Origin of the sequence: Acinetobacter lwoffii (assembly GCF_024129735.1) — a bacterium.
Lineage (GTDB): Bacteria > Pseudomonadota > Gammaproteobacteria > Pseudomonadales > Moraxellaceae > Acinetobacter > Acinetobacter lwoffii_H.
This window is the reverse complement of the sequence record NZ_JAMXXK010000007.1, coordinates 35,588-57,799: the sequence shown is the minus strand read 5'-3', so window position 1 is coordinate 57,799 and position 22,212 is coordinate 35,588. Positions and strand designations below refer to the sequence as shown.

Sequence of the window (22,212 nt, the reverse complement as noted above, 5' to 3'; positions counted from 1 at the left end):
TCCGAAATTATTCTTAATTTAAAAAAACCGGTGCATCGTCACCGGTTTTTTTATTGAAGTGCATGTTGAAAGAAAATCTATTTAATGATCAGTCGTGATGTACCACGGAATTCTGCCACGATTTGATTATGTTGATTCATCACTTGAATGTCATAAATGCCACTACGGCCACTGCTGGTTTTGTGTTCGGCTACAGCAGTCAGCGTGTCGCCAAGCAATCCCGGTTTTAAATAATGAATACCGCAATGTTGACCAACTGCCGGATGTTCACCAGTATTGCAGGCAATGGCAAAAGCTGCATCTGCCAGTGCGAAAATCACGGCACCGTTACAGGTCTGATGACCCTGTAAATGCTGTTCAGTCACCTTTAATTCGATCTTTGCATAATTATGGTTATAAGAAACTAGATGAGCACCTAGATGCTGAATTAACCGGTCCTGATTAAACATCTGGCTGACTTGCTGATCCATTGCAAAACTCCCTTTTAAGATACGTTTTATTTTAAAAAATAAATTATATGAATCATAAATAGCATTCCAGCAGGAGAATAACAAGGAAAAACTAAAAAAGTAGCTAAAAGCTTAATTTGCATACATAAGACAAGTCATGTAAAAAGTGCTTAGATATCAGTATTTATTAGAAGAACATGAATCAGAAAAGTTTAAATTGTGGCATTGGAATTACAGTAATTTGGCTTGCTGTAATTACTTCTTTTTGGATGTTTGGTGGATTGAGTTCGCCTACTTCATTAAATGAACTTGGAGATTTTCTAGCGGGAATATTTGCGCCAATTGCTTTTCTCTGGCTGATTTTAGGTTATGTTCAGCAAGGTAAACAGTTAGAGCAAAATACAAAAGCATTAGAGCAACAGGAAAAAGCATTACAACTTCAGATTGATGAGATGCGGGAAAGTGTTAAACAACAGACGATTTAGTTTCTTTACAAGAACAACAGCTAAAATCAGCAAGAAAAGCAGTGCGACCTCAGTTAAATTTAAGTAGAACTACTTTTTTTGAACACGAAGATAGGTACGAAGATCGTGATAATGATGGAAATATTATTGATGTTTTTGATATTTATATTGTTTGTATTTATTTAAATTTAAAAAATTATGGTGAAGAAGCTAAAAATATATATTTTTTTGATGAGGATTTTAAAAGATATGAATCACTTTTAATAAGTCTTAGTAAAAATGAAGAACAGAGAGTTCAAATTAATTTGCTCAAAGAACAATATACAAAGTTATTTGCAGACAAGGAGTTAATGATAAGGGGTAAAATAGGCTACGAAGATAAATATGGGAATTTATATGATTTTAAAGTCAAATTCACCATCACTACACCTAGAAAAAATCCTCGTGTAGGATTTCAAATATCTCAAGAGTCGATATAGAAGTTTAATTCCCCCGATACGTTGAATAGCCATAAGAACTTAATAACAGTGGAATATGGTAATGCTCCAACGTGCCATCAATCACAAAAACTACCGGCACTTCAGGGAAGAACGTCCGTTGATTATTGGCCTTAAACCAATCACTCGTTTTAAACGTTACTTTATAAACGCCTTTTTGTAACGCGGTGTCTTTAGGATAAAATTCTTTAATACGACCATTACTGTCTGTCTTGGCTTCATTGAGCTTGACCCATTTCTCACCTTGTTGAGCTTCTAGGGTGACCGTGACATTAGCAGAGGGTAGGCCGGTTTCCTGATTAAGTACATGCACACTCAGCGGATTGGCAAAGCCAAAAGTTGAAAGGGAAGTCGCAGCTAAAGCGAAAATTATTTTTTTCATGAGACTCACATTAAAATGAATACTTTAATTAATTCTAATAGATTGAAAAATAAAAAATATTTAAGTTATGTAATAAAAAAAGCCCACCGAAGTGAGCTTGATTGAATCTATTCAAACTTAGCCACGACCGCGGCCGCGACCACGTGGTGCTTTGGTATTTGGACGAGTTGTGCCATTGGTCTTACGACGCGGCTTTTCACTTTCATCCATTTGCCAGATACGTTTGGTGCCAGACTTTTTCACAGAACCATCTTTGTTCTTGCGAACCATTGGCTTACCACCCGTACCACCCGGCTTTTTCACATAAGAACGTGAACGGTATGGTTCTTCCGCAGGAACATTCTGGAAGTCCGGATATAATAATGGTTCAATTTCTCTGGTTTCGCCCGGTTGCAATCCCATACGAACCAAATCAATCTCACCAATTTTGGTACGGATCAAACGCAATGTAGGGAAGCCGACAGCAGATGTCATACGACGAACCTGACGGTTACGACCTTCACAGATCGAAATCTCAACCCAAGACGTTGGAACAGAGGCACGGAAACGTACAGGAGGATTACGCTCCCACAGCCATTCCGGTTCAGACACTTTTTCAGCACGTGCAGGAAGCGTTATGCCATCTTTAAGTTCAACGCCTTTACGAAGCTGTTCAAGTGCTTCTTCGGTCACATCACCTTCCACTTGCACCATATAAGTTTTAAACTTTTTATTGGCAGGATTGGTGATATATTGGTTGAGACCACCGTGATCGGTGAGGAAAACCAGACCTTCTGAGTCCATGTCCAAACGACCCGCAAGACGTAAATCTTTGTCGTTGACAAAATCAGCCATGGTTGGGTGCTTTTCATCCGCACGGAATTGGGAGAGGACGTCATAAGGTTTGTTTAGAATGACGATTTTCATAGGAAATAACTTCTATAATTACATTAATTTAAAAAATGTAGAGGTTTATTTAAAAGGGAAATTTAGTTATTTCCCGTATAAATCTCAAAAACAACAAATCTGGATTAGAATATTATGCGTTAAGAACAGTTGAAAGTATTGCCTAATCGGCAATTATTTTAGATTTGTCAGCGGCATCCGGGAGAATACTAATAATGGGATATCAAAAAATCGTAGTACCTGTGGATGGTACCAAAATTACCGTTAATGCAGACCTGTCACTCAACGTACCAAATAATCCAATTATCCCATTTATCGAAGGGGATGGAATTGGTGCAGATATTACACCAACAATGCGAACTGTGGTAGATGCTGCTGTGCAAAAAGCATACGCCGGGAAGCGTTCCATCGAATGGATGGAAGTCTACTGCGGTGAAAAAGCTGACAAAATTTACGGCACCTATATGCCTGAAGAAACTCTCGAAGCGCTGCGCGATTATGTAATATCGATCAAAGGCCCACTGACCACGCCAGTCGGTGGTGGTATTCGTTCCTTGAATGTGGCCCTACGCCAGGAACTGGATTTATATGTTTGTGTACGTCCGGTGCGCTGGTTCGAGGGCGTGCCTTCGCCGGTACATAATCCTGAACTGACCGATATGGTGATTTTCCGTGAGAATTCAGAAGATATTTATGCCGGTATTGAATGGAAAGCAGATTCTCCGGAAGCGAAAAAGGTTATCAAGTTTCTGAAAGAAGAAATGGGTGTAACCAACATCCGCTTTGAAGACAATTGTGGGATCGGGATCAAGCCTGTTTCCAAAGAAGGTAGCCAGCGTCTGGTGCGTAAAGCCATCCAGTTCGCCATTGAAAATGACAAGCCTAGTGTGACGTTAGTGCACAAAGGCAATATCATGAAATATACCGAAGGGGCGTTTAAAGAGTGGGGTTATGAAGTTGCGCTGGAACGTTTTGGCGGTGAGCTTTTAGATGGTGGTCCGTGGGTTAAAATCAAAAATCCAAGAACGGGTAAAGACATTATTATTAAAGATGTCATTGCAGATGCCTTCTTGCAGCAAATCCTGATGCGTCCAGCAGAATATTCTGTGATTGCGACACTCAACTTAAATGGTGACTATATTTCTGATGCGCTGGCCGCGGAAGTCGGTGGAATCGGAATTGCACCAGGTGCCAATATTGGCGGTTCGATTGCAGTCTATGAGGCAACCCACGGCACAGCGCCTAAATATGCCGGACAAGATAAAGTAAATCCGGGTTCGATTATTTTGTCTGCTGAAATGATGTTGCGTGATATGGGCTGGACAGAAGCTGCCGACCTGATCATCAAGGGGATTTCGGGTGCGATTGCGGCAAAAACGGTGACCTATGATTTCGAGCGTCTGATGCCAGGGGCGACCTTACTTCGTTGTTCCGAGTTTGGTGAGGCGATTATTGCTAATATGGATACCTGAAATTGCGATGCAATTTATGAATAAAAAAACCCGCAATTACGGCGGGTTTTTTTATCACTTTATTGGGAAGCAAAGGCTGAACGGTTTAAGGTTAAACGTTAAAATAAGTATCAGGCTGCAAGATCATGTAAGAAGTGTAATGAGCCTAGAAATGATTCGTTCTAAGCTGAATAACTTAGTAAACACTGTATTACATTGACGTATTTGGATACAGCTCAGCGATTGGCTTATTTTGTATAAACGTTACAGTGATGAATGGAACTTCCAGTGATATAGAGACGTTTCTCCAAAGGAGTAAATCATGGCTAAAGCTAAAGCGAGACATAAGCAGGTCCAACAAAAAGACAAGCAGGACAATGCTCAGAATGAAGAGCAGCAACAGCAACAACAGCAACAACCATCGAAACCATCTCGTGCTAAAAAACGTAGATAATCTCCTATCCACCTAAAATAACAAAACCCTCATTTGAGGGTTTTGTTATTTGAACGCTTGTATAAAATCATCACTAAAAATAACAGGATTGTGACTTTAAATTAGGCGGTTGTGATTAAGATAAAAGTCATCTATTTAATTTAATGCGAATATTGGTGAAATTTCTTCGGATTATAAGCTTACTGTTATCTATAGGTTTTCTACTAACTGCCTGTCAGCCACCGCCTTCAGGTGAAGCAGCAGGTTGGAAAAGCCCTTATCTGTATTGGCAATTACAGAGAGCCCAGTTAGAAGCTCCGCTACAGATTCCGGTTGAAGGCGTCAGAGTTGGTCAGATTAATGATACTTGGGGAGCAGCGCGTAGTGACGGTCGTAAACACGAAGGTACGGATATTTTTGCCAAACGCGGTACGCCAGTATTTAGCGCGACCCCAGGTATTGTGCGTAGGATTGGCACCAACAATCTGGGTGGAAAAATCATCTGGGTGACCGGTCCAAATATGAGCCAACATTATTATGCACATCTGGATGACTATGCAGAACATATTCAGGAAGGCGACTGGGTCGAAGCGGGTGAAGTCATCGCTTACGTGGGTAATACGGGCAATGCCAAAAACACCCCACCGCATTTACATTATGGGATTTATTTGGGTGGGCAAGGAGCAACCAATCCTTATCCTTATTTAGTTCCTTCTCCATGAGCAGACGCCGGCTGAGTTTGTTGTTCAGGCTTGAGTTTGGCAGGACGTGTACACCAGGATAATTGCAATGTTCCTAACAGAAGAACGAATGTAGCTAGTACGAACTGTTGATGATAGCTCAATCCAAAATATTGTAGCGTACTAAAACTGAGGCCACCGATCAGCTGAACCGAGGCGAAACACAAGGTGGCAATACTCCAGAGTTTTTTATAAGCCAGTCCATACAGTTGCAAAATGGTATAGGAGGTCAGGAACACCACAGCCGGATTTAACATCCCAGTGAAAAAGGAAGAGCTAAAAGTGAGCAATGGACTGGCATCTAGAGTCGCAATAAAAATAGCCATAATATAAAGACTATAAAGAATTTTCAGGGCAGCAAAATTACCCCATTTTCTGGCCAGTGCATAAGCACTCAAGGCACCTAAAGCACTACCTAGTCCATACAGAATCCAGTTGAAATTAATCCAGAACAAGCTCAATCCCAACTGCTGGCTTAAATAATCAATCCAGAAGAGTGAATGTGGTATATAGGCGAAAGCACTACAGGCGTAAACCGTCAATAAACTATAAAAGACGCTATTCAAAGATAGAGTAGAGATAACCGAAGGGGCTTGTGCGGACAAATACGGCTTAAATTTCTGAATCAGTAAACTTAAAACGATACAGATAAGCAAAGCAAAACCACATAAGATTAGCCAGGCCGTCTGTATGGAAATTTGATCCAGATAAGGCAGAAACAGGGTCGCAATTAAAACGCCTAGTCCAATTCCGCTAAAACCAATAAAGTTGATTTTAAGACGGTCTTGAAGTTCACAGCACTGTGCAACCACACTCGGCGATAAGATCATCATCAGTCCACCGCTGATCCCGGAAATAATCCGCCAAGCGATATACCATACTTCAGAAAAACCAGAAAATGCACAGCACATCAGGCTGAGCATACCGGCAAAGGCTGAAATTTGAATATAGGTACTCATGCTGCGGTCTTGAGGCAGACGCATGGCCGTAAATGCACCGATTAAATAACCCAGCAAATTGGCACTGCCCAAGAGGCTGGCAAAATCTGTACTCCAGCCAAAGGCTTCGCGTGTACCAGGTAACAACGCGGTGTAAGAGAAACGAAGAATGCCAATGCCCAAGCACATACTAAGACAGAGAAACAGGCTGAGCTTGATTGTGTTTGAGGACATCCGTGTACTCATAGAATTTTATATTTGATCAAAAAATAACATGAATCTTCATGATTGAGGGGAAATTGCCTGAGAAGAAACCATTGAGTGCAGAAATTTGCTCAAAGAAACCGGTATGATTTTTAAGATTTCATCAGTCAAAAGCCTGAATTTTTTCAGAGAAATAAAAAACCGCGTATCAACGCGGTTTTTTATATTGTCTATTTCAAGAATTAACGCATCTTGGCCAGGAAACGGCCAACACGGGTAATGGCTTCACGCAGTTCATTTTCAGCCGGCAGGAACACTACACGGAAATGATCCGGTGTTGGCCAGTTAAAGCCTGTCCCTTGAACCAGAAGTACTTTCTCTGCACGTAACAAATCCAGCATCAGTTTTTCATCGTCCTGAATTGGATACACATTCGGATCCAGTTTCGGGAAGCAATACATTGCGCCTTCAGGTTTGACACAAGACACACCTGGAATCTCGTTCAGCATTTCCCAGGCAATATTGCGCTGTTCATATAAACGCCCACCCGGACGAATCAGGTCGTTAATTGACTGATAACCGCCCAGTGCAGTCTGAATTGCATATTGTGCCTGATGGTTGGCACACAGACGCATCGATGCAAGCATATCCAGACCTTCGATATAGTCTGCTGCACGTGCTTTATTGCCGGTAATGGCCATCCAGCCGGAACGGAAACCAGCAATACGATAGGCTTTAGATAAACCGTTAAACGAAACACAGAGCTGATCGCCAGCCAGAGCTGCTACAGCAACATGCTCAATCCCATCGTAAATAATTTTGTCGTAGATTTCGTCAGCAAATAAAATCAGGTCATATTTCTTCGCCAAGTCGACGATTTGTTGCAACACATGACGTGGGTAAACCGAACCGGTCGGGTTATTCGGGTTGATAATCACAATACCACGCGTATTCGGCGTGATTTTGCTTTCCATATCAGCAATATCTGGATACCAGTGATTTTCTTCATCACATTTATAGTGAATCGCTGTACCGCCAGATAGATTCACTGCCGCCGTCCAGAGTGGATAATCTGGCATTGGAATCAGCATTTCATCGCCATCATCCAGCAGACCCTGCATGGCCATCACGATCAGTTCAGACACACCATTACCGATATAGACGTCATTGACGTGCATATCTAGAATGCCTTTTTGCTGATAATACTGACAGATCGCCTTACGCGCCGGGAAAATCCCTTTGGAATCCGTGTAGCCAATCGCATTCGGCAGGTTTAAAGCCACATCGTTGATAATTTCTTGTGGTGCTTCAAACCCAAATGGGGCAGGGTTGCCAATATTTAATTTGATAATTTTGTGACCGGCTTCTTCCATCTCGATGGCCGCTCGTAACACAGGTCCGCGAATGTCGTAGCACACATGCTCGAGCTTAGATGATTTCTTGATCTCGCGAGGGGTTTGGAAAGTGTTCGGCATTTTGATGTTCTCGGAAGGAGTGGAGGTCACTTTTGCATAACGATATAAATAACTTTTAAATGTCTCAGTTGTGACTAGATCGAGATCATGTTCATCTCGAAGTAGTGCAACAATTTTTTCATGCGTAAATCCAAGCTGCTGATATTGTTTGATCACAGGCAGCAGATTTTTAAAAATTACGCTCTTTTTTTGCGACATTTTTTAATCCTGAGCAAATTTAGAGCTAAGAATACCATTAAATTTGCTCACTAAAAAACATTTAATGTAAAAATTGCTTACTTTTATTTTTATATTTGCTTTCTTTTTGCTTTTTTAGGCATTATATGTCTTTTGTAAAATGTTGAATAAAGACTAGAATTTTTAAAATGAATCACGTAAATATAGGATTATCCTATTTTAAATAGCAAGATAAAAAGGTATGTGATCATGGGAAAACTCAATAAATCAGACCGGGAATGGCAAAGAGAGTTATCACCTGAGGAGTTTCGCATTACGCGCGAGAAGGGAACCGAGCCGGCATTTACTGGAAAATACTGGAATACCAAGCAAGATGGCACCTATGTATGCCGTTGCTGCGGCACGCCACTGTTCTCGTCTGAGACCAAGTATGACAGCGGCTGTGGCTGGCCAAGTTTCTACCGTCCCGTCAGCAGTTCGGTGGTAGAAGAATTACCTGATACTTCACACGGAATGGTCAGAACTGAGATTGTTTGTCATCATTGTGACGCACATTTAGGGCATGTTTTCCCGGATGGTCCAGAGCCGACGGGCTTACGTTATTGTGTCAACTCGGCTTCTTTGGACTTAGAAACACAAGAAAAAAATGATGAGGAAACCTATCCATGACTAACATTTATCAGTTTGAAGCTGAATTGTTAGATGGCAAAAGCAAGCCACTTGCAGATTACGAAGGCAAGGTACTTTTGATCGTCAATACAGCGAGTAAGTGTGGTTTTACCCCACAGTTTTCAGGATTAGAAAAACTTTACGAAAAATATAAAGATCAAGGTCTGGAAATTTTGGGATTTCCATGCAATCAGTTTGGTGGTCAAGATCCAGGTTCCAATGAACAGATTGGTGAATTTTGCCAGAAGAATTACGGGGTATCTTTCCCGATGTTTTCTAAGGTGGATGTCAAAGGCCCTGAAGCGCACGCCATTTTTCGCTATTTAACCAATAATTCCAAAGGTATTTTAGGCAATGGAATTAAATGGAATTTTACCAAGTTTCTGATTGGTCGTGATGGCAAGGTGTTGAACCGTTTTGCACCAACCACCAAGCCTGAAGATCTTGAAGATGAAATTGCCAAAGTGTTGTAAGAGTCAGCGTCATTTTCTCAGTATGAGATAAAAGTAGAGCTCATCTAATGTTAATTAAAAAACCCACTGATCTACAGTGGGTTTTCTAATCATGATTAAAACTTAGAGAATGGTTTTCAGTCGTTGAATAACTTCTTCACATTGCGCCAGATCGGCTACGAGTGCCAGACGTACATGATTTTCACCCGGATTACCTTGTTCGGTATTGCGAGATAAATAACGACCCGGAAGAACTTTAATATGTGCTTCTTCCATCAGGCGTTTGGCAAAGGCTTCATCATTGTCAACTTTTAACCAGTAGTAGAAACCGGCATCCGGTTTTTTGAGTGGCAATAAATGTCCGAGTTCCTGTTGAAATAAATCAAACTTGGCACGATATTGCACCCGGTTTTCTTCCACATGCGCTTCATCATCCCAGGCAGCGATTGAAGCCAGTTGATGTTGTACCGGCATTGCTGCGCCGTGGTATGTACGATATTGCAAATAAGGTTTTAACAGGTTCGCATCACCGGCGACAAAACCTGAACGCATGCCTGGGAGGTTAGAACGTTTAGATAGTGAATGAAACACCACACAGTTTTTATAGTCATCCCGGCCGATTTCAGCACAAACTTCCAGTAAACCTACAGGTGCTTGGTCAAACCACAGTTCCGAATAGCATTCGTCTGAAGCAATCACAAAGTTGTATTGATCCGACAGGGCAATCAGTTTTTTAAACTGTTCTTTCGACAGCACTGCACCGGTTGGATTGCCCGGGGTACAGACAAATAGCAGTGCAGTTTTTTCCCAGACTTCTGCCGGAACAGCATCAAAATCACCAAGGTAATTATTTTCCTCAGTACAGTTGATGAAATAAGGTTTTGCCCCTGCAAGCAGTGTTGCACCTTCGTAAATCTGGTAAAACGGATTCGGCATCACCACATAAGGTGCATCTTCACGATTCACCAAAGCCTGTACAAACGAGAAAATCGCTTCACGTGTACCAGAAACAGGCAGGATATTGCTGTCTGCACTGATGCTATTTAGCTGAAAACGGTGCGTCAGCCATTGGGCAATACTTTCACGTAGCTCCGGCAGGCCTTTACTGTTTGGATACGTCGACAAATGTTTGAAGTTATCGATAATTGCTTGTTTCACAAACTCTGGTGCAGGATGCTTTGGTTCACCAATCGATAGGGGAATTAACGGCATATTTGCAGGCTGGATATCCGCAAAAAGCTGATTTAACTTTTCAAACGGATAAGGATGCAGTAGAGACAAGCTAGAGTTCATGAATAAGTAACCGCGTTTTAATGTGAGTGTTGACTACAAACCTGATGAGAGGCTTCATCCAGCGCAGTTTTAAGTGCAGCTGCAAATTCAGCAGATTCTCCAGGTGTCATAGGGTTGCCATCTTTTTTGGTGACAAAGAATATATCTTCGGCACGTTCGCCCAGTGTGGCAATTTTGGCAGAGTGGATATCCAGCCCTTGCATCATAAATAAACCACCGATTTTGGCAAGTAAACCGGGATGATCGAGAGTGGCAATTTCGACCATATTCTGATTCAAGGCCGCATTCATCGTAATATCGACTGTATTTTCAATATCGAAATGACGTAATTGACGCGGAATCCGGCGTTGCATCAAGCCCGGATATTCATCTGAATGGCTCAAGGCATCTTTCAGGGCTTCAATCACTGTGGCTTCGCGTTCCGGATCGGTCAATAAGGTACCAAAACGGTCCAGTACCACATAGGTATCCAGACTGAACGCTTTAGTGGCAGTAATAATTCGTGCATCTTGTACATCCAGATTCATGCGATCCAGAATAGCCACCGTGGTAGCAAACAGGTTGGGTTGATCCTGCGTATAAATAAAGATCTGTACCGCATCCTGGGCATATTTACGGTGTGCCCGCATTAACACCAGTGGGGCAGGATTGTCGCCGTGCTGTAAAATGGCACGAGTATGCCAAGCAATTTCATCTGCTGTTTCTTTCAGGAAATAGTCATCACCAAGTTCCTGCCAGACTTTTTCTACTTCATCCAGTGAAAAATCCTGAACCAGAAGTTCGCTGGCCACAAATTTGGTATCTTCAATCAGCATTTGATAATCAACCGGACGACCCAGACCGGAACGGATCACGTCGCGTGCCTGAGTATATAGTTGACGCATCAGCGAGGCACGCCAGGTATTCCACAGCTTCGGATTGGTGGCGTTAATATCGGCGACTGTCAGGGTGTACAAATAGTCCAGATGTTCCATATCACCCATTTTTTCTGCGAATTCTTTGACCACATCCGGATCGGAGATGTCTTTTTTCTGGGCGGTGACAGACATTACCAGATGATTCTGGATCAGCCAGGCTACCAGATTACTTTCGCGTTCAGTAAAGCCATGGCTACGGCAAAATTTAATCGCATCACTGGCGCCAAGTTCACTGTGATCACCACCACGGCCTTTGGCAATATCATGGAAAATTGCTGCCAGATAGACTATGTCACGACGGGTCAGACGCTGAAACACTGAACTGACCACCGGAAATTCCTTGGCAAATTCAGGTTCTTTAAAGCGGTTTAAATTACGCAGCAGCAATAAGGTATGTGCATCGACCGTATAGATATGGAACAGGTCATATTGCATCAGTCCCAGAATCTGTCCAAAGGCCGGGATGTAATTTCCAAGCACACCATAACGCTTCATCGCGACCATAGTATCGTAGAGTCGATGCGGTGAACGGATAATCGCCATAAATAGCGCCTGATGCACCGGATTATCACGAAAATCCTGATCAATGCGTTTTCCAGCCAGGGTCAGCAGGCGTAAAGTACGCGCACGAATACCTTCGATCTCAGGACGATTGGCCAGCAGATAGAAAATTTCCAGAATCGCGCTTGGATTTTCCGAGAAAATCTTGTGATGCTGCACAGCCAGTTTGCCGTCAACCAGTTTAAAGTTCTGGTTGATTTCCTCGATCTGGCGTTCATATTGCGGTAAACGTGGCGTAATGACCGATTCATTAAAATAGGCCAGCAGCATTTCGTTCAGCGTGGATACTTGCTGCGCACTGCGATAATAGCGCTTCATGAATTGTTCAATTGGATAGTTCGGATGATGCGCCTCTTCACGTACATAGCCGAATTTGGCGGCAATATCACGTTGATAATCGAACAATAAGCGGTTTTCATCGCGTTTGGTCAGGCGGTGCAGGTGATGACGGATTTCCCAGAGAAAACTTTCAGCTTCCTCAAGCACACCGAGTTCAAATTCTGAAATAAAACCGAGATGTACCAGATCATAAATCCGGTTCACACGGAAATGCCGTTTAGCAATCCAGCCAATCTGATTAATATCACGGATGCCACCCGGCGCATTTTTAATATCTGGTTCCAGATTGCTTTCGGTATTGTTGTGCTGAGCATAGCGTTTATGCTGCTCATCCATCTTGGCATCAAAAAAGGTTTTGTCGGTCCAGGTACGTGACACGATGCGACGTGGCCATTTGCACAGGTTTTCATTGCCAATAATCAGGCGGGCTTCAATCAGGGTGGTGGCAACGGTCAGATCACTGCTGGCCTGATTAACACATTCATTGATGGTGCGGACACTGATACCGGGTTTGAAATTCCCTACATCCCAAAGCGATGAAATAAATGTAGAAATCAGTTGTTCCTGTTCCGGGTTAATCTCGTCTTCTGACAAGATCATGATATCGACATCAGAATAAGGCAGCATTTCACGACGGCCATAACCCCCGACAGCAAACAGGGCCAAATCGGTTTGATCCAGTTCGGCATGCTGCCAGAGAAACTGCAGGGCTTCATCGATCAGATTGGAACGCGCCAGAATAATATCCCGAATCGACTGGCCATTTTCAAAACTCTCCTGAAGCTGATTTTCGACATCACTGCGCCATTGATTGATGGCTTTAATGTCATGGTTGCTTTTAGCGTAATTCAGCAGTGGATGGGTGTTGATCATATACAGTCGTCCGTTGGTATTTCAGCTTAGTTTTGGTTGACGCTAACTTGGTTGGCGACCTGGAGGGCCAGTTCACGTGCCTGTTCAATGTTTTCCGCACGTGCTGTGGCAACGCCCATACGACGACGTTTAAAACCTTCAGGTTTGCCAAACAGGCGCAAATCGGTATTGCCGTCTGCTAAAGCAAGATTCAGGCCAGAAAAGGAAAGATTGCGATCATCTACCCCAGCATAAATTACCGCACTGGCAGCCACACTATGTCGTGCAGTATTCACCGGCAAGCCTAAAATAGCACGTGCATGCAGCTCAAATTCACTTTGAAATTGGGAGGCTAAAGTCACCAGTCCAGTATCGTGTGGACGTGGGGAAACCTCACTAAACCATACTTTTTCGCCTTTTACAAAGAGTTCCACTCCAAAGATTCCGCAGCCACCAAGTGCTGTAGTGACCCTGTTGGCAATGCGCTTGGATTCTTCCAGCGCGGCTGGAGTCATCGGTTGAGGCTGCCAGCTTTCCACATAATCACCTGAGTCCTGACGATGTCCGATCGGGTCGCAATAAGACGTTTCGATTTCGCCGGTTTCTGGATTTTTTGCACGAACAGTCAATAAGGTAATTTCAAAATCAAAGTCAATTTGTGATTCTACAATCACAGTACCCTGATTGACCCGGCCACCGGTTTGCGCATATTCCCAGGCAGCATCGACTTCATCAAAACGGGTAACACGAGACTGACCTTTGCCTGAAGATGACATCACCGGTTTCACAAAGTTTGGATAGCCGACATCGTCACAGGCCGCGCGGAAGGATTCTAAACTGTCGGCAAAACGGTAAGCTGAAGTTGGCAGACCGAGTTCTTCCGCAGCCAGACGACGAATACCTTCACGGTTCATGGTCAGATTGACGGCTTTAGCAGAAGGAATGACTGTAGCAATGTTCTGGGCTTCTATTTCAAGCAGAACTTCGGTCGCAATCGCTTCAATTTCAGGAACAATTAAATGTGGCTGGATTTGATTGATGAGTTGTTTGAGTTCTACAGCATCTGCCATATTCAAGGTATAGGAATAATGCGCAACCTGCATGGCAGGGGCATGATCATAACGGTCAGCAGCATGAACTTCGACTCCAAGGCATTGTAGTGAAATCACCACTTCCTTGCCCAGTTCACCAGAACCCAATAATAGAACTTTATAGGCAGAAGATTGAAGGGGAGTACCAATAGTCACGCTCATGTGGATCATCCATGCTTGATTTTATGGACTTTTAGCATAGCAGAACTGAGCCGACAGTTAAGCCAAGATTCATACAAAATTGTGATATTGACCAACAGTTTTATTTATAAAGTTTTTCTAGATTTTAATAAGGAGGCGCTGTCATTTTCACATCGCTGTCAGACTGCGTTTGCAGAAGATAAATCCCGCTTTGAGACTTGAGCTTTTCTATTTGTGCAACTTGTTCAGTATTGATATTTAGCATCTTTAACAGACGTAATGTACGAACATGCAGGAAATACGCATAGGGCAATACAAAAGGCAGTACAAAGCACAGCAAAAATAACAGTAGCCCAAAAACTGTGAATTGAATGCGGTCTCGCAAGATGGTGGTGAGCTGGAACTGATCTGCTGAAAAGGCGGTAGCTGAAAAAAGAATAAAAAGGAGCGCAAATAAACCAGCAAAAATTTTTAGAGTATTCGGCAGGACACGATGTCTGAAGCTCCATTTACCCAAAATCAATGTCAAAGGATGAAGATGCAGCACGTATTGGCTCTGATTAAGCATAGCAATAATTTGATGGGTGCTATTCTTTTTAATATAAACCACCCGAACTTGATCTGCTGGTTGAGCATGTATTTCGACAAAATGTCCGGTAAAATTTTGAGCATTGATAAAACATTCAAAATATTGTGCCGGCACTTCATGTCGATGGAATACGGTTAACATTTCATCGCGCCGATGATGAATAAAGATTTTGCCTTCAATCACCTGTTTGACCTCAAACATGCGCATCCTTCCTTGTTTTTATTGTTATATAAAAAAGACCTATACTATGAGTTTAGCATAAGTCTTTGTTTCGATTGATCAACGAGTTAAAGCTTAAAAGGGTACTGGAACATAGGTGTAAACCAGGCCATAGGTGAGCGCTGCGGTCAGAGTCGCCATCACGATACGTTTAAACTTAAAATACAAAACCGTGAGCACAATAAAGCCAACCAGCATCGCAAAACTTTTATTCGGCGTTTCTAATAAAGGTGGCAGGGTAGCAACTACCAACATGGAGCTGATCGCAGCGATGCCAATTGAACCCAAGGCAATTTTTAGCCACAACGCTCCGCGTTTTTGCGAACCTTGCTGAAATTTTTGAATGACAAAAAAAGGACCAAAGCGCGAGGCAAAATTGGCAATCCCGACTAAAATCCCGACCAGAATAATCTCTAGATTCATGCTTGATCTCCTGCGTGTTCAGGATCTGGCTGTTTCAAAATATAGTGCTTGAACAGGCCTGCGAAAATACCAGAACTTATACCGATAAAGATCGCGGCAGACAGGTCGATAAAATAACAGGCAATCGCAGACACCAGAATTGTGACAGCTACAACAAAAGTATGTTTTTTCTCAAAAGCGGCTAACAAGAAGCTCAGGAACAGCGCAGGTAACAAGAAATCCAGCGCAGCCTGTACGAATTGCGGCAGGTTGCTGACCTGATCGGCAAACAATCCACCGAGGAAAGATCCGAGTGCCCAGGACATCCAGCTAAACAGGCTTAAACCGAGCATCCAGGATTCTGACCATTCCTGTCGCCGTTGCGAGAGCTTGATCATGCCGGAGGCAAAAACTTCATCGGTCAAACCCCAAGACCAGATTGCCGTTTTCTTTAAATTCAGCCGGTCTTGAATCAGATTTTGTAACGCAGGGCCATAAAGCAGATGACGAATGTCTAAGGCAATCACGGTTAATGCCGTCATCCAGATAGATGTTCCACTACCTAAGAGAGCGACCACCAGGAACTGGCTGGCACCTGCATACATCGAGCAGGACAGGAACAGTGCTTCCCAGGCGGTAAAGCCAAACTGAGTGGCTGAAACACCAAAAGCAAACGACACTGGTAAATAAGTGAAGATAATCGCTTGGCTATCTTTTGCACCTTGCCAGAAGCCAGCAGGTTGCGTAGCGAGTTGATTCGGTTCAGACACGACACACCTTGAAGGAGAGTTGAACGATGGGTCAAATGAAGATTGTGTATTCTACGTGAATTTAATAGCATAGTGCCGAAATGTTTAAATTGGCGAGCCTGATATGTGGATGTTCAAGACACGTGCGATGCTGACTGCTGCTTTAATAAGCACGGCAATATTGTTACAAGCGTGTGGGAATGACAGTCAATCGACTGATAAGCCAGAAATTAAACCGGCACCTAAACTGACTAATGATGCGACGACTTATGCCAATGCCGCATGGCAACTGATCAATGAAGTGGATCCTCTGGTCTATAATAAAGAAGTGGATCAGCTGGAAACACAGGTACGTCAACCAGCACGTAAATTGAGTACAGACTGGCGGATTAATGTCAAAATGACTGATTCGGTGACCGAAGGCAAATATGCCCTGTGTCGTAAAGCCTTGACCAGTCTGGAAATATGGGCGCGGACGACTATGGAAAATGGCAACAGCCTGCAACAAAAACAGGCAGATTATGAGCGGGATAAACTGCAATGTCAGAATGCCATTGCCCATCCTGCACTCGGAAATACTGATCCTAAGCAAAAAGGTACTGCAATTGCCAATATGCAATAAACCTTTGTCCATTTAAATGTACCTATAAAAAGCCAGTCTGAATGACTGGCTTTTTTAGCAAAATAAGCTTTAAAAATAGGGCATCCACATATGTTCTAATAAAAGTACCATTACACCGCAGATCAGGAGTGTGCTGCCAATCATGCGTTGAATCAATGTACGTGTAGACATGGTCGATTTCCTCAAAGATTTAAAGCGCGTTCAACGCTTCCAGATAACGACGATTTACTTCTTTCCAGTTCACGACATTGAAAAAAGCAGAGATATATTCCGGACGACGGTTTTGATATAGCAAATAATAGGCATGTTCCCAAACATCCAGACCTAACAGGGGAATATTGCCATGCATCATTGGAGAATCCTGATTAGCACTACTTTCCACAATAAGCGTTTGATCTGGCGCCATACTTAACCAGGCCCAACCACTACCAAAACGGCTAAGCGCTGCTTGGGTAAACGCTTCTTTAAATGCCTCGAATCCTCCTAATTCATGTTCGATCGCCTTGGCAATTTCACCTTCGGGATGACCACCGCCGTCTGGACTCATCACTGTCCAAAACAGGGAATGATTGGCATGTCCACCGGCATTGTTGATCACGTTCTGTCTGAGTTGCTTGGGCACTTCATTGAATTTGCTAATTAAGGCTTCGACCGATAAATCCTCCCATTCTGTGCCCGCGATTCCTGCATTGATATTATTGATATAGGTTCGATGATGCTTACTATGATGAATTTCCATAGTCTTGCTATCGATATGAGGCTCTAGCGCATCATAAGCATAAGGTAGTGCAGGCAAGGTGTAGCTCATTGGCAGGATTCCTTGGGAAGAATAGAGTTAGGTTATTTTTCATTAGATTTAAGATACGCTCTAATTTAATATTTATATATGAGAATAGTTATCATTATTGTTAATATGTGTTGATCTTATACGCTTCCAGGAAGCCTGTTATATGTATGAATCCTCTTTTTATAAGCAATAAAAAAAGCCCCCAAAAGGGGCTTTTTCAAACAGCAACGACTTAGACGTTAAAACGGAAGTGTAAAACATCGCCATCCTGAACGATGTAAGTTTTACCTTCTAGACGCCATTTGCCTGCTTCTTTTGCACCGGCTTCGCCGTTGTACTGCACGAAATCATCATAAGCGATACATTCTGCACGGATAAAGCCTTTTTCAAAATCGGTATGAATCACACCAGCGGCTTGTGGTGCAGTTGCACCAATTTTTACTGTCCAGGCACGAACTTCTTGTACGCCCGCGGTGAAGTAAGTTTGTAGGCCAAGCAGTGAATAACCTGCACGAATCACCACGTTTAAGCCAGGTTCTTCCATGCCCATTGCTTCCAGGAATTCAGCACGGTCTTCATCTTCAAGCAATGAAATTTCAGCTTCAATCTGATTGCAAAGTGGAACCACAATCGCATTTTCTTCAGCAGCTAATTTTCTCACTGCATCTAAATGCGGGTTGTTTTCAAAACCGTCTTCAGCAACGTTGGCAATATACATCGTTGGTTTAAGCGTCATTAAACCAAAGCCACGTACCAGCTTGCGCTCGTCATCATCTAGGTCCGCTGCGCGAGCCGGTTTACCTTCATCCAGTAAAGGCTGGATTTTTTCCAAAACTGCTTTAGTGGCCAGCGCTTCTTTGTCGCCACCTTTGGCAGATTTAGTCAAACGCGTAATCGCTTTGGCTACAGCGTCCAAGTCTGCAAGCGCAAGTTCGGTATTAATCGTAGCGATGTCATCTAGTGGATCAATACGACCATTCACATGAATGACGTTTTCATCTTCAAAACAACGCACAACGTGAGCAATTGCATCAGTTTCACGAATGTTGGCCAGAAACTGGTTACCCAAGCCTTCGCCCTTAGAAGCACCCGCTACCAGACCTGCGATGTCTACAAATTCCATAGAAGTCGGAATAACACGTTGCGGTTTAACAATTGCAGTCAATTTGTCTAAACGTGGATCAGGAACCGGTACAATCCCGGTGTTTGGTTCGATCGTACAGAAAGGGAAGTTTTCTGCAGCAATAGCAGCTTTGGTTAAGGCATTGAAAAGTGTAGATTTACCAACGTTCGGCAAGCCGACAATACCGCAATTAAAACCCATGAAATAACTCACAAAAGCGTTATATAAAAATTGCTCCCGATTTTACATGAAAGCACAGCTAAAGTCAGGTCATGCGCTTGTGGTTTATTGCAATCAAATGCTTCTGGCGACCTAAAATGACTCGCTGAGCTTTCCGGGATGTGTAGTGAGTCCACCAACCATAGAGGAATAATCAGCCAGTATTTTACTTTTGAATAAAAATCACATTGTTTTTCTAAAAGTGAGTGACTAAAGTATCTGAATAAAACAGCGGCCTACACGCCCTGATCCAATAACGATAAACATGGAGCATACATGCGAACTTTATACCAGTTTCCTTTATCTCACTTTTGCGAAAAAGCACGTTGGATGCTGGACCATAAAGAGCTGTATTATGTTGCTCACAATCTGATACCCGGGGTACACCGCGCTTTTGCTCGCCTGAAAACAGGACAGAATCGTCTGCCTATTTTGCGTGATCAGGACCGATGGATCGCAGATTCAACCCAGATTGCTTTATATCTGGATGATACTTATCCAGAACATCGTTTACTTCACGCAGAAGGATATTTTCGAAATAAAGCTTTAGAAATTAATGAAATTACTCTGGAATTGGGTCGTCATGTTCGTCGCTGGATGCTATCTCAAGCACTGACTTCTGATCATGAATCTCTGGATATTTTAATTGGTGAGCAGGGCTATCTGCGCCAGTTTGAAAAATTTTCTAAACCTTTATTGAAAGCGATGGTGGCCAAGGGTTATGCATTGAATGAGGAAACCGTGGCGGAATCTAAACAGCATATTGATGTTGCTGTACAGCAGCTCAATCAGATGCTGGTCAGCCAAGGTGGGCATTATTTTGTTGGAAATCGTTTAGGTCTGGCGGATATTGCGGTCTGTTCCATGTTGGCACCGCTTCTGGCGATTCCAGGTACGCCGTGGGAAAAAGAAAATTTTGAAACCTTGTCCGAAGAATATCGCGATTATCAGCAGTATTTGAATGAGCTACCCCTAGGTGAATATATTTGTCGTATTTACCGAACCGAACGCAATGCACGGGTAGACTGGCGTGGTGTATAAGTTTAAATGCTACTCTCAGAATTAAAAAACGCGCATGAAGCGCGTTTTTTCGATGAGATTATAATTAACCCCACGGATTAGTCTGGTCGATATCAATATTTTTAGTAAAATTATTGAGGAGTGAACCAAAATCAAAGCCAGATGAAGAACCACCACTGCCGATATTTTGAATCGTATCTTTAATGCCTGGCAGGATAGCAGACAGATCAATATTGGAATCAGTCGTACCCACACCTTGGATCAGATCACCGAGGTCAGGCAGTTCAATCGAAGAGCCACTACCAACCAACTGACCAACACCTTCGGCAATATTGCCTAAGTCAAAGCCGTTTGAAGCAGAGGAAATACCTTCGATCATACCACCCAGATCCAGATCGCTACCGAGATTCAGATTACCCAATAACCCACCCAAGTCTATGCCATTTGAACCATTCGCAATCAGACCGCTCAGTAAGTCAGTGAAGCCACCGACATCAAAACCACCCGTTGCATTTCCGCCTATAAAGCCGCTAATTAAATCGGTAATGGCATCAAGATCAAAATCACTGCCTGCATTACCGTCAATCAGGTTGCCAACCAGACCTGCAATGGCCCCAATATCTACGCCGCCTAAACCGCCAGAACCACCAATCAGGCCACCGACCAATTCAGCAATTTGCGCGATATCAATCTCACCATTTCCGCCAATCAGGTTGCCGACCAGCCCTGCAATCGCACCGATATCTACGCCACCTAAACCGCCAGACCCACCAATCAGACCACCAACGAGCTGAGCGATTTGTGCAATATCAATTTCGCCATTACCGCCAATCAGGTTACCGACCAGACCCGCGATCGCACCAATATCTACACCGCCCAATCCGCCAGAACCACCAATCAGGCCACCAACGAGCTGAGCGATTTGTGCAATATCAATCTCGCCATTGCTACCAATCAGGTTGCTGACCAGACCTGCGATTGCACCAATGTCCACGCCACCTAAACCGCCAGAACCACCAATCAGGCCACCAACGAGCTGAGCAATTTGTGCGATATCAATCTCGCCATTGCCGCCGATGAGGTTGCTGACTAGACTAGCAATCGCACCGATATCAATATTGCTTGAACCACCGATTAAGCCAATAACCAGTTGAGCAATTTTCGCGATATCGATATCACCATTACCACCGATGAGGTTGCTGACCAGACCCGCAATGGCACCAATATCAATATTACTTGAACCGCCGATCAGGCCACCGACCAGTTGAGAAATTTTACCAATATCAATATTGCCCGTACTGCCGCCCAATAAGCCGCCCACCAGTTTAGAAATAGCCTCAAGATCCAGGCTGCTGCTATTGCTCCCCATTAAGCTCTTTAATAAGTTGGTGACCTGGGTAATATTAAAGCTACCGCCATTGGATTGGTTTAAGCTACTGATCAGGCTTTGAATATTTAAACTTGAGGCATTCGAACCAGAAAATTGAGTTAATAAATTGCTGAGATTTGTCGTACTCAGGCTGCTTCCAGAAAGGAGATTATTTAATAATGAGCTGACTGAAGGTTGAGTATTGGATCCGGTGAGATTGCCAATAAGATTGGTGAGGGTACCTGATGTCGTTCCACCGAATAAGCCGCCCAATAAGCTCTTCGTTTTGGGTTTCGACGGTTAAAACAGGACTCACTTTTGTTTTTATCAAGCTTAAAAGTTTAGAAGCCATGACCGTTCCTTGTGTAATATTTTTGAAATGCGCTATTTTTGTTTTTAAAGCGCCTTTGTTTTAATCTATTTCTATACACTTGTAAAAGATGGACGGCTAAGTCGTGTAGGGGCTGACAGGAATAGCCTATCTGTTGCCATGTTTACCCAATTTAAATAATTTAAAAATAAAGATTTAATCAAAAATACCATTGGTCATGTTTTTAATTTATGCGATTAACGGTCATTTAAACCCTCCTGAAAACCGTATTTATAAAATGAAATCCCATTTGGAAAAAAATTTCAGAATATGAAAATTTTGTGAAAAATAAATAAATATTGTATAACAGAGATGGCGCAAAATTTTCTGCAT

20 protein-coding genes and 2 pseudogenes are annotated in these 22,212 nt (G+C 43.0%); 8 read left to right on the top strand and 14 right to left on the bottom strand.

The annotated features are described in order from the left end of the window. Nucleotides 1-77 precede the first annotated feature (77 nt). A complete protein-coding gene (gene paaI / locus NI469_RS03555) occupies nt 78-470 on the bottom strand; it encodes a hydroxyphenylacetyl-CoA thioesterase PaaI (protein WP_004731557.1) in 393 nt (130 codons plus the stop codon). Nucleotides 471-646: 176 nt separating this feature from the next. Between paaI and NI469_RS03550 the strand changes: the two are divergent. Beyond that, a pseudogene (locus NI469_RS03550) lies at nt 647-1,392 on the top strand (hypothetical protein). Nucleotides 1,393-1,396: 4 nt separating this feature from the next. Here NI469_RS03550 and uraH read toward each other — a convergent pair. Together uraH and NI469_RS03540 are read right to left on the bottom strand one after the other, a co-directional pair. Continuing rightward, entirely contained in the window at nt 1,397-1,792 is a 396-nt protein-coding gene (gene uraH / locus NI469_RS03545) for a hydroxyisourate hydrolase (RefSeq protein ID WP_044113019.1), read from the bottom strand. 117 nt (nt 1,793-1,909) lie between these two features. Next, a complete protein-coding gene (locus NI469_RS03540) occupies nt 1,910-2,698 on the bottom strand; it encodes an rRNA large subunit pseudouridine synthase E (RefSeq protein WP_004278952.1) in 789 nt (262 codons plus the stop codon). 194 nt (nt 2,699-2,892) lie between these two features. On the opposite strand from NI469_RS03540, the gene icd reads away from it, so the two are divergent. The 3 genes from icd (at nt 2,893) to NI469_RS03530 (ending at nt 5,283) form a co-directional block, all read left to right on the top strand. Continuing rightward, a complete protein-coding gene (gene icd / locus NI469_RS03535) occupies nt 2,893-4,149 on the top strand; it encodes an NADP-dependent isocitrate dehydrogenase (protein WP_216986191.1) in 1,257 nt (418 codons plus the stop codon). A 301-nt stretch (nt 4,150-4,450) separates the two neighbouring features. After that, nucleotides 4,451-4,582 carry a hypothetical protein gene (locus NI469_RS15830; protein WP_004645538.1) on the top strand — a complete coding sequence of 44 codons (132 nt, stop codon included), beginning with the start codon at nt 4,451-4,453 and terminating at the stop codon, nt 4,580-4,582. Between the two features lie 143 nt (nt 4,583-4,725). Then, entirely contained in the window at nt 4,726-5,283 is a 558-nt protein-coding gene (locus NI469_RS03530) for a M23 family metallopeptidase (RefSeq protein ID WP_004278950.1), read from the top strand. Here NI469_RS03530 and NI469_RS03525 read toward each other — a convergent pair. Together NI469_RS03525 and NI469_RS03520 are read right to left on the bottom strand one after the other, a co-directional pair. Next, nucleotides 5,262-6,473, bottom strand: a complete 1,212-nt coding sequence (locus tag NI469_RS03525) for a YbfB/YjiJ family MFS transporter (protein ID WP_253174431.1) — start codon at nt 6,471-6,473, stop codon at nt 5,262-5,264. The genes NI469_RS03530 and NI469_RS03525 overlap by 22 nt on opposite strands. A gap of 212 nt (nt 6,474-6,685) precedes the next feature. Further along, complete coding sequence (locus NI469_RS03520; protein WP_004278948.1) at nt 6,686-8,116, bottom strand: pyridoxal phosphate-dependent aminotransferase; 1,431 nt, start codon at nt 8,114-8,116, stop codon at nt 6,686-6,688. A gap of 228 nt (nt 8,117-8,344) precedes the next feature. On the opposite strand from NI469_RS03520, the gene msrB reads away from it, so the two are divergent. Both msrB and NI469_RS03510 read left to right on the top strand, forming a co-directional pair. Further along, a complete protein-coding gene (gene msrB, locus NI469_RS03515; RefSeq protein ID WP_004645533.1) occupies nt 8,345-8,764 on the top strand; it encodes a peptide-methionine (R)-S-oxide reductase MsrB in 420 nt (139 codons plus the stop codon). Then, on the top strand, nt 8,761-9,237 hold the full coding sequence (locus NI469_RS03510) for a glutathione peroxidase (RefSeq protein WP_004278946.1): 477 nt from the start codon (nt 8,761-8,763) through the stop codon (nt 9,235-9,237). Before msrB ends, NI469_RS03510 begins: the two co-directional genes overlap by 4 nt. Nucleotides 9,238-9,339: 102 nt before the next feature. Here the strand turns inward: NI469_RS03510 and dapC are convergent, their stop codons facing one another. The 6 genes from dapC to NI469_RS03480 form a co-directional block, all read right to left on the bottom strand. Then, complete coding sequence (gene dapC / locus NI469_RS03505) at nt 9,340-10,509, bottom strand: succinyldiaminopimelate transaminase (protein ID WP_253174430.1); 1,170 nt, start codon at nt 10,507-10,509, stop codon at nt 9,340-9,342. 17 nt (nt 10,510-10,526) lie between these two features. After that, a complete protein-coding gene (gene glnD / locus NI469_RS03500) occupies nt 10,527-13,199 on the bottom strand; it encodes a [protein-PII] uridylyltransferase (protein ID WP_253174429.1) in 2,673 nt (890 codons plus the stop codon). Between the two features lie 26 nt (nt 13,200-13,225). Further along, the gene (gene purT, locus NI469_RS03495) at nt 13,226-14,440 is read right to left on the bottom strand and encodes a formate-dependent phosphoribosylglycinamide formyltransferase (protein WP_253174428.1); all 1,215 of its coding nucleotides are present in this window, start codon (nt 14,438-14,440) and stop codon (nt 13,226-13,228) included. 115 nt (nt 14,441-14,555) lie between these two features. After that, nucleotides 14,556-15,200, bottom strand: coding sequence for a hypothetical protein (locus NI469_RS03490; RefSeq protein WP_338149850.1), 645 nt, complete (start codon nt 15,198-15,200; stop codon nt 14,556-14,558). A 93-nt stretch (nt 15,201-15,293) separates the two neighbouring features. Next, nucleotides 15,294-15,641 (bottom strand): L-valine transporter subunit YgaH, encoded by a 348-nt coding sequence (gene ygaH, locus NI469_RS03485; RefSeq protein WP_004278941.1) that lies wholly within the window; start codon nt 15,639-15,641, stop codon nt 15,294-15,296. After that, nucleotides 15,638-16,390: an AzlC family ABC transporter permease gene (locus NI469_RS03480; RefSeq protein ID WP_253174426.1), complete on the bottom strand. Its 753-nt coding sequence runs from the start codon at nt 16,388-16,390 to the stop codon at nt 15,638-15,640. Before NI469_RS03480 ends, ygaH begins: the two co-directional genes overlap by 4 nt. A gap of 103 nt (nt 16,391-16,493) precedes the next feature. Between NI469_RS03480 and NI469_RS03475 the strand changes: the two genes are divergently transcribed. Further along, a complete protein-coding gene (locus NI469_RS03475; RefSeq protein ID WP_005106524.1) occupies nt 16,494-16,991 on the top strand; it encodes a hypothetical protein in 498 nt (165 codons plus the stop codon). Nucleotides 16,992-17,181: 190 nt separating this feature from the next. On the opposite strand, the gene NI469_RS03470 is transcribed toward NI469_RS03475, so the two are convergent. Next, nucleotides 17,182-17,799 carry a superoxide dismutase gene (locus NI469_RS03470; protein ID WP_253174425.1) on the bottom strand — a complete coding sequence of 206 codons (618 nt, stop codon included), beginning with the start codon at nt 17,797-17,799 and terminating at the stop codon, nt 17,182-17,184. A 211-nt stretch (nt 17,800-18,010) separates the two neighbouring features. Beyond that, nucleotides 18,011-19,102 (bottom strand): redox-regulated ATPase YchF, encoded by a 1,092-nt coding sequence (ychF, locus tag NI469_RS03465; protein WP_253174424.1) that lies wholly within the window; start codon nt 19,100-19,102, stop codon nt 18,011-18,013. Between the two features lie 294 nt (nt 19,103-19,396). Between ychF and NI469_RS03460 the strand changes: the two genes are divergently transcribed. Next, complete coding sequence (locus NI469_RS03460) at nt 19,397-20,161, top strand: glutathione S-transferase family protein (RefSeq protein WP_004645522.1); 765 nt, start codon at nt 19,397-19,399, stop codon at nt 20,159-20,161. 64 nt (nt 20,162-20,225) lie between these two features. Here the strand turns inward: NI469_RS03460 and NI469_RS03455 are convergent. After that, a pseudogene (locus NI469_RS03455) lies at nt 20,226-21,861 on the bottom strand (beta strand repeat-containing protein). Nucleotides 21,862-22,212: the final 351 nt, after the last annotated feature.

Excerpts from the sequence above, each read along its gene's own strand:
- glnD (WP_253174429.1), bottom strand. The coding sequence starts at position 13,199 with ATGATCAACACCCATCCACTGCTGAATTACGCTAAAAGCAACCATGAC.
- icd (WP_216986191.1), top strand. The coding sequence starts at position 2,893 with ATGGGATATCAAAAAATCGTAGTACCTGTGGATGGTACCAAAATTACC.
- NI469_RS03490 (WP_338149850.1), bottom strand. The coding sequence starts at position 15,200 with ATGTTTGAGGTCAAACAGGTGATTGAAGGCAAAATCTTTATTCATCAT.
- NI469_RS03525 (WP_253174431.1), bottom strand. The coding sequence starts at position 6,473 with ATGTCCTCAAACACAATCAAGCTCAGCCTGTTTCTCTGTCTTAGTATG.
- NI469_RS15830 (WP_004645538.1), top strand. The coding sequence starts at position 4,451 with ATGGCTAAAGCTAAAGCGAGACATAAGCAGGTCCAACAAAAAGACAAG.
- purT (WP_253174428.1), bottom strand. The coding sequence starts at position 14,440 with ATGATCCACATGAGCGTGACTATTGGTACTCCCCTTCAATCTTCTGCC.
- ychF (WP_253174424.1), bottom strand. The coding sequence starts at position 19,102 with ATGGGTTTTAATTGCGGTATTGTCGGCTTGCCGAACGTTGGTAAATCT.
- NI469_RS03470 (WP_253174425.1), bottom strand. The coding sequence starts at position 17,799 with ATGAGCTACACCTTGCCTGCACTACCTTATGCTTATGATGCGCTAGAG.
- NI469_RS03520 (WP_004278948.1), bottom strand. The coding sequence starts at position 8,116 with ATGTCGCAAAAAAAGAGCGTAATTTTTAAAAATCTGCTGCCTGTGATC.
- msrB (WP_004645533.1), top strand. The coding sequence starts at position 8,345 with ATGGGAAAACTCAATAAATCAGACCGGGAATGGCAAAGAGAGTTATCA.
- paaI (WP_004731557.1), bottom strand. The coding sequence starts at position 470 with ATGGATCAGCAAGTCAGCCAGATGTTTAATCAGGACCGGTTAATTCAG.
- NI469_RS03530 (WP_004278950.1), top strand. The coding sequence starts at position 4,726 with ATGCGAATATTGGTGAAATTTCTTCGGATTATAAGCTTACTGTTATCT.
- ygaH (WP_004278941.1), bottom strand. The coding sequence starts at position 15,641 with ATGAATCTAGAGATTATTCTGGTCGGGATTTTAGTCGGGATTGCCAAT.
- dapC (WP_253174430.1), bottom strand. The coding sequence starts at position 10,509 with ATGAACTCTAGCTTGTCTCTACTGCATCCTTATCCGTTTGAAAAGTTA.
- NI469_RS03540 (WP_004278952.1), bottom strand. The coding sequence starts at position 2,698 with ATGAAAATCGTCATTCTAAACAAACCTTATGACGTCCTCTCCCAATTC.
- NI469_RS03510 (WP_004278946.1), top strand. The coding sequence starts at position 8,761 with ATGACTAACATTTATCAGTTTGAAGCTGAATTGTTAGATGGCAAAAGC.
- uraH (WP_044113019.1), bottom strand. The coding sequence starts at position 1,792 with ATGAAAAAAATAATTTTCGCTTTAGCTGCGACTTCCCTTTCAACTTTT.
- NI469_RS03475 (WP_005106524.1), top strand. The coding sequence starts at position 16,494 with ATGTGGATGTTCAAGACACGTGCGATGCTGACTGCTGCTTTAATAAGC.
- NI469_RS03460 (WP_004645522.1), top strand. The coding sequence starts at position 19,397 with ATGCGAACTTTATACCAGTTTCCTTTATCTCACTTTTGCGAAAAAGCA.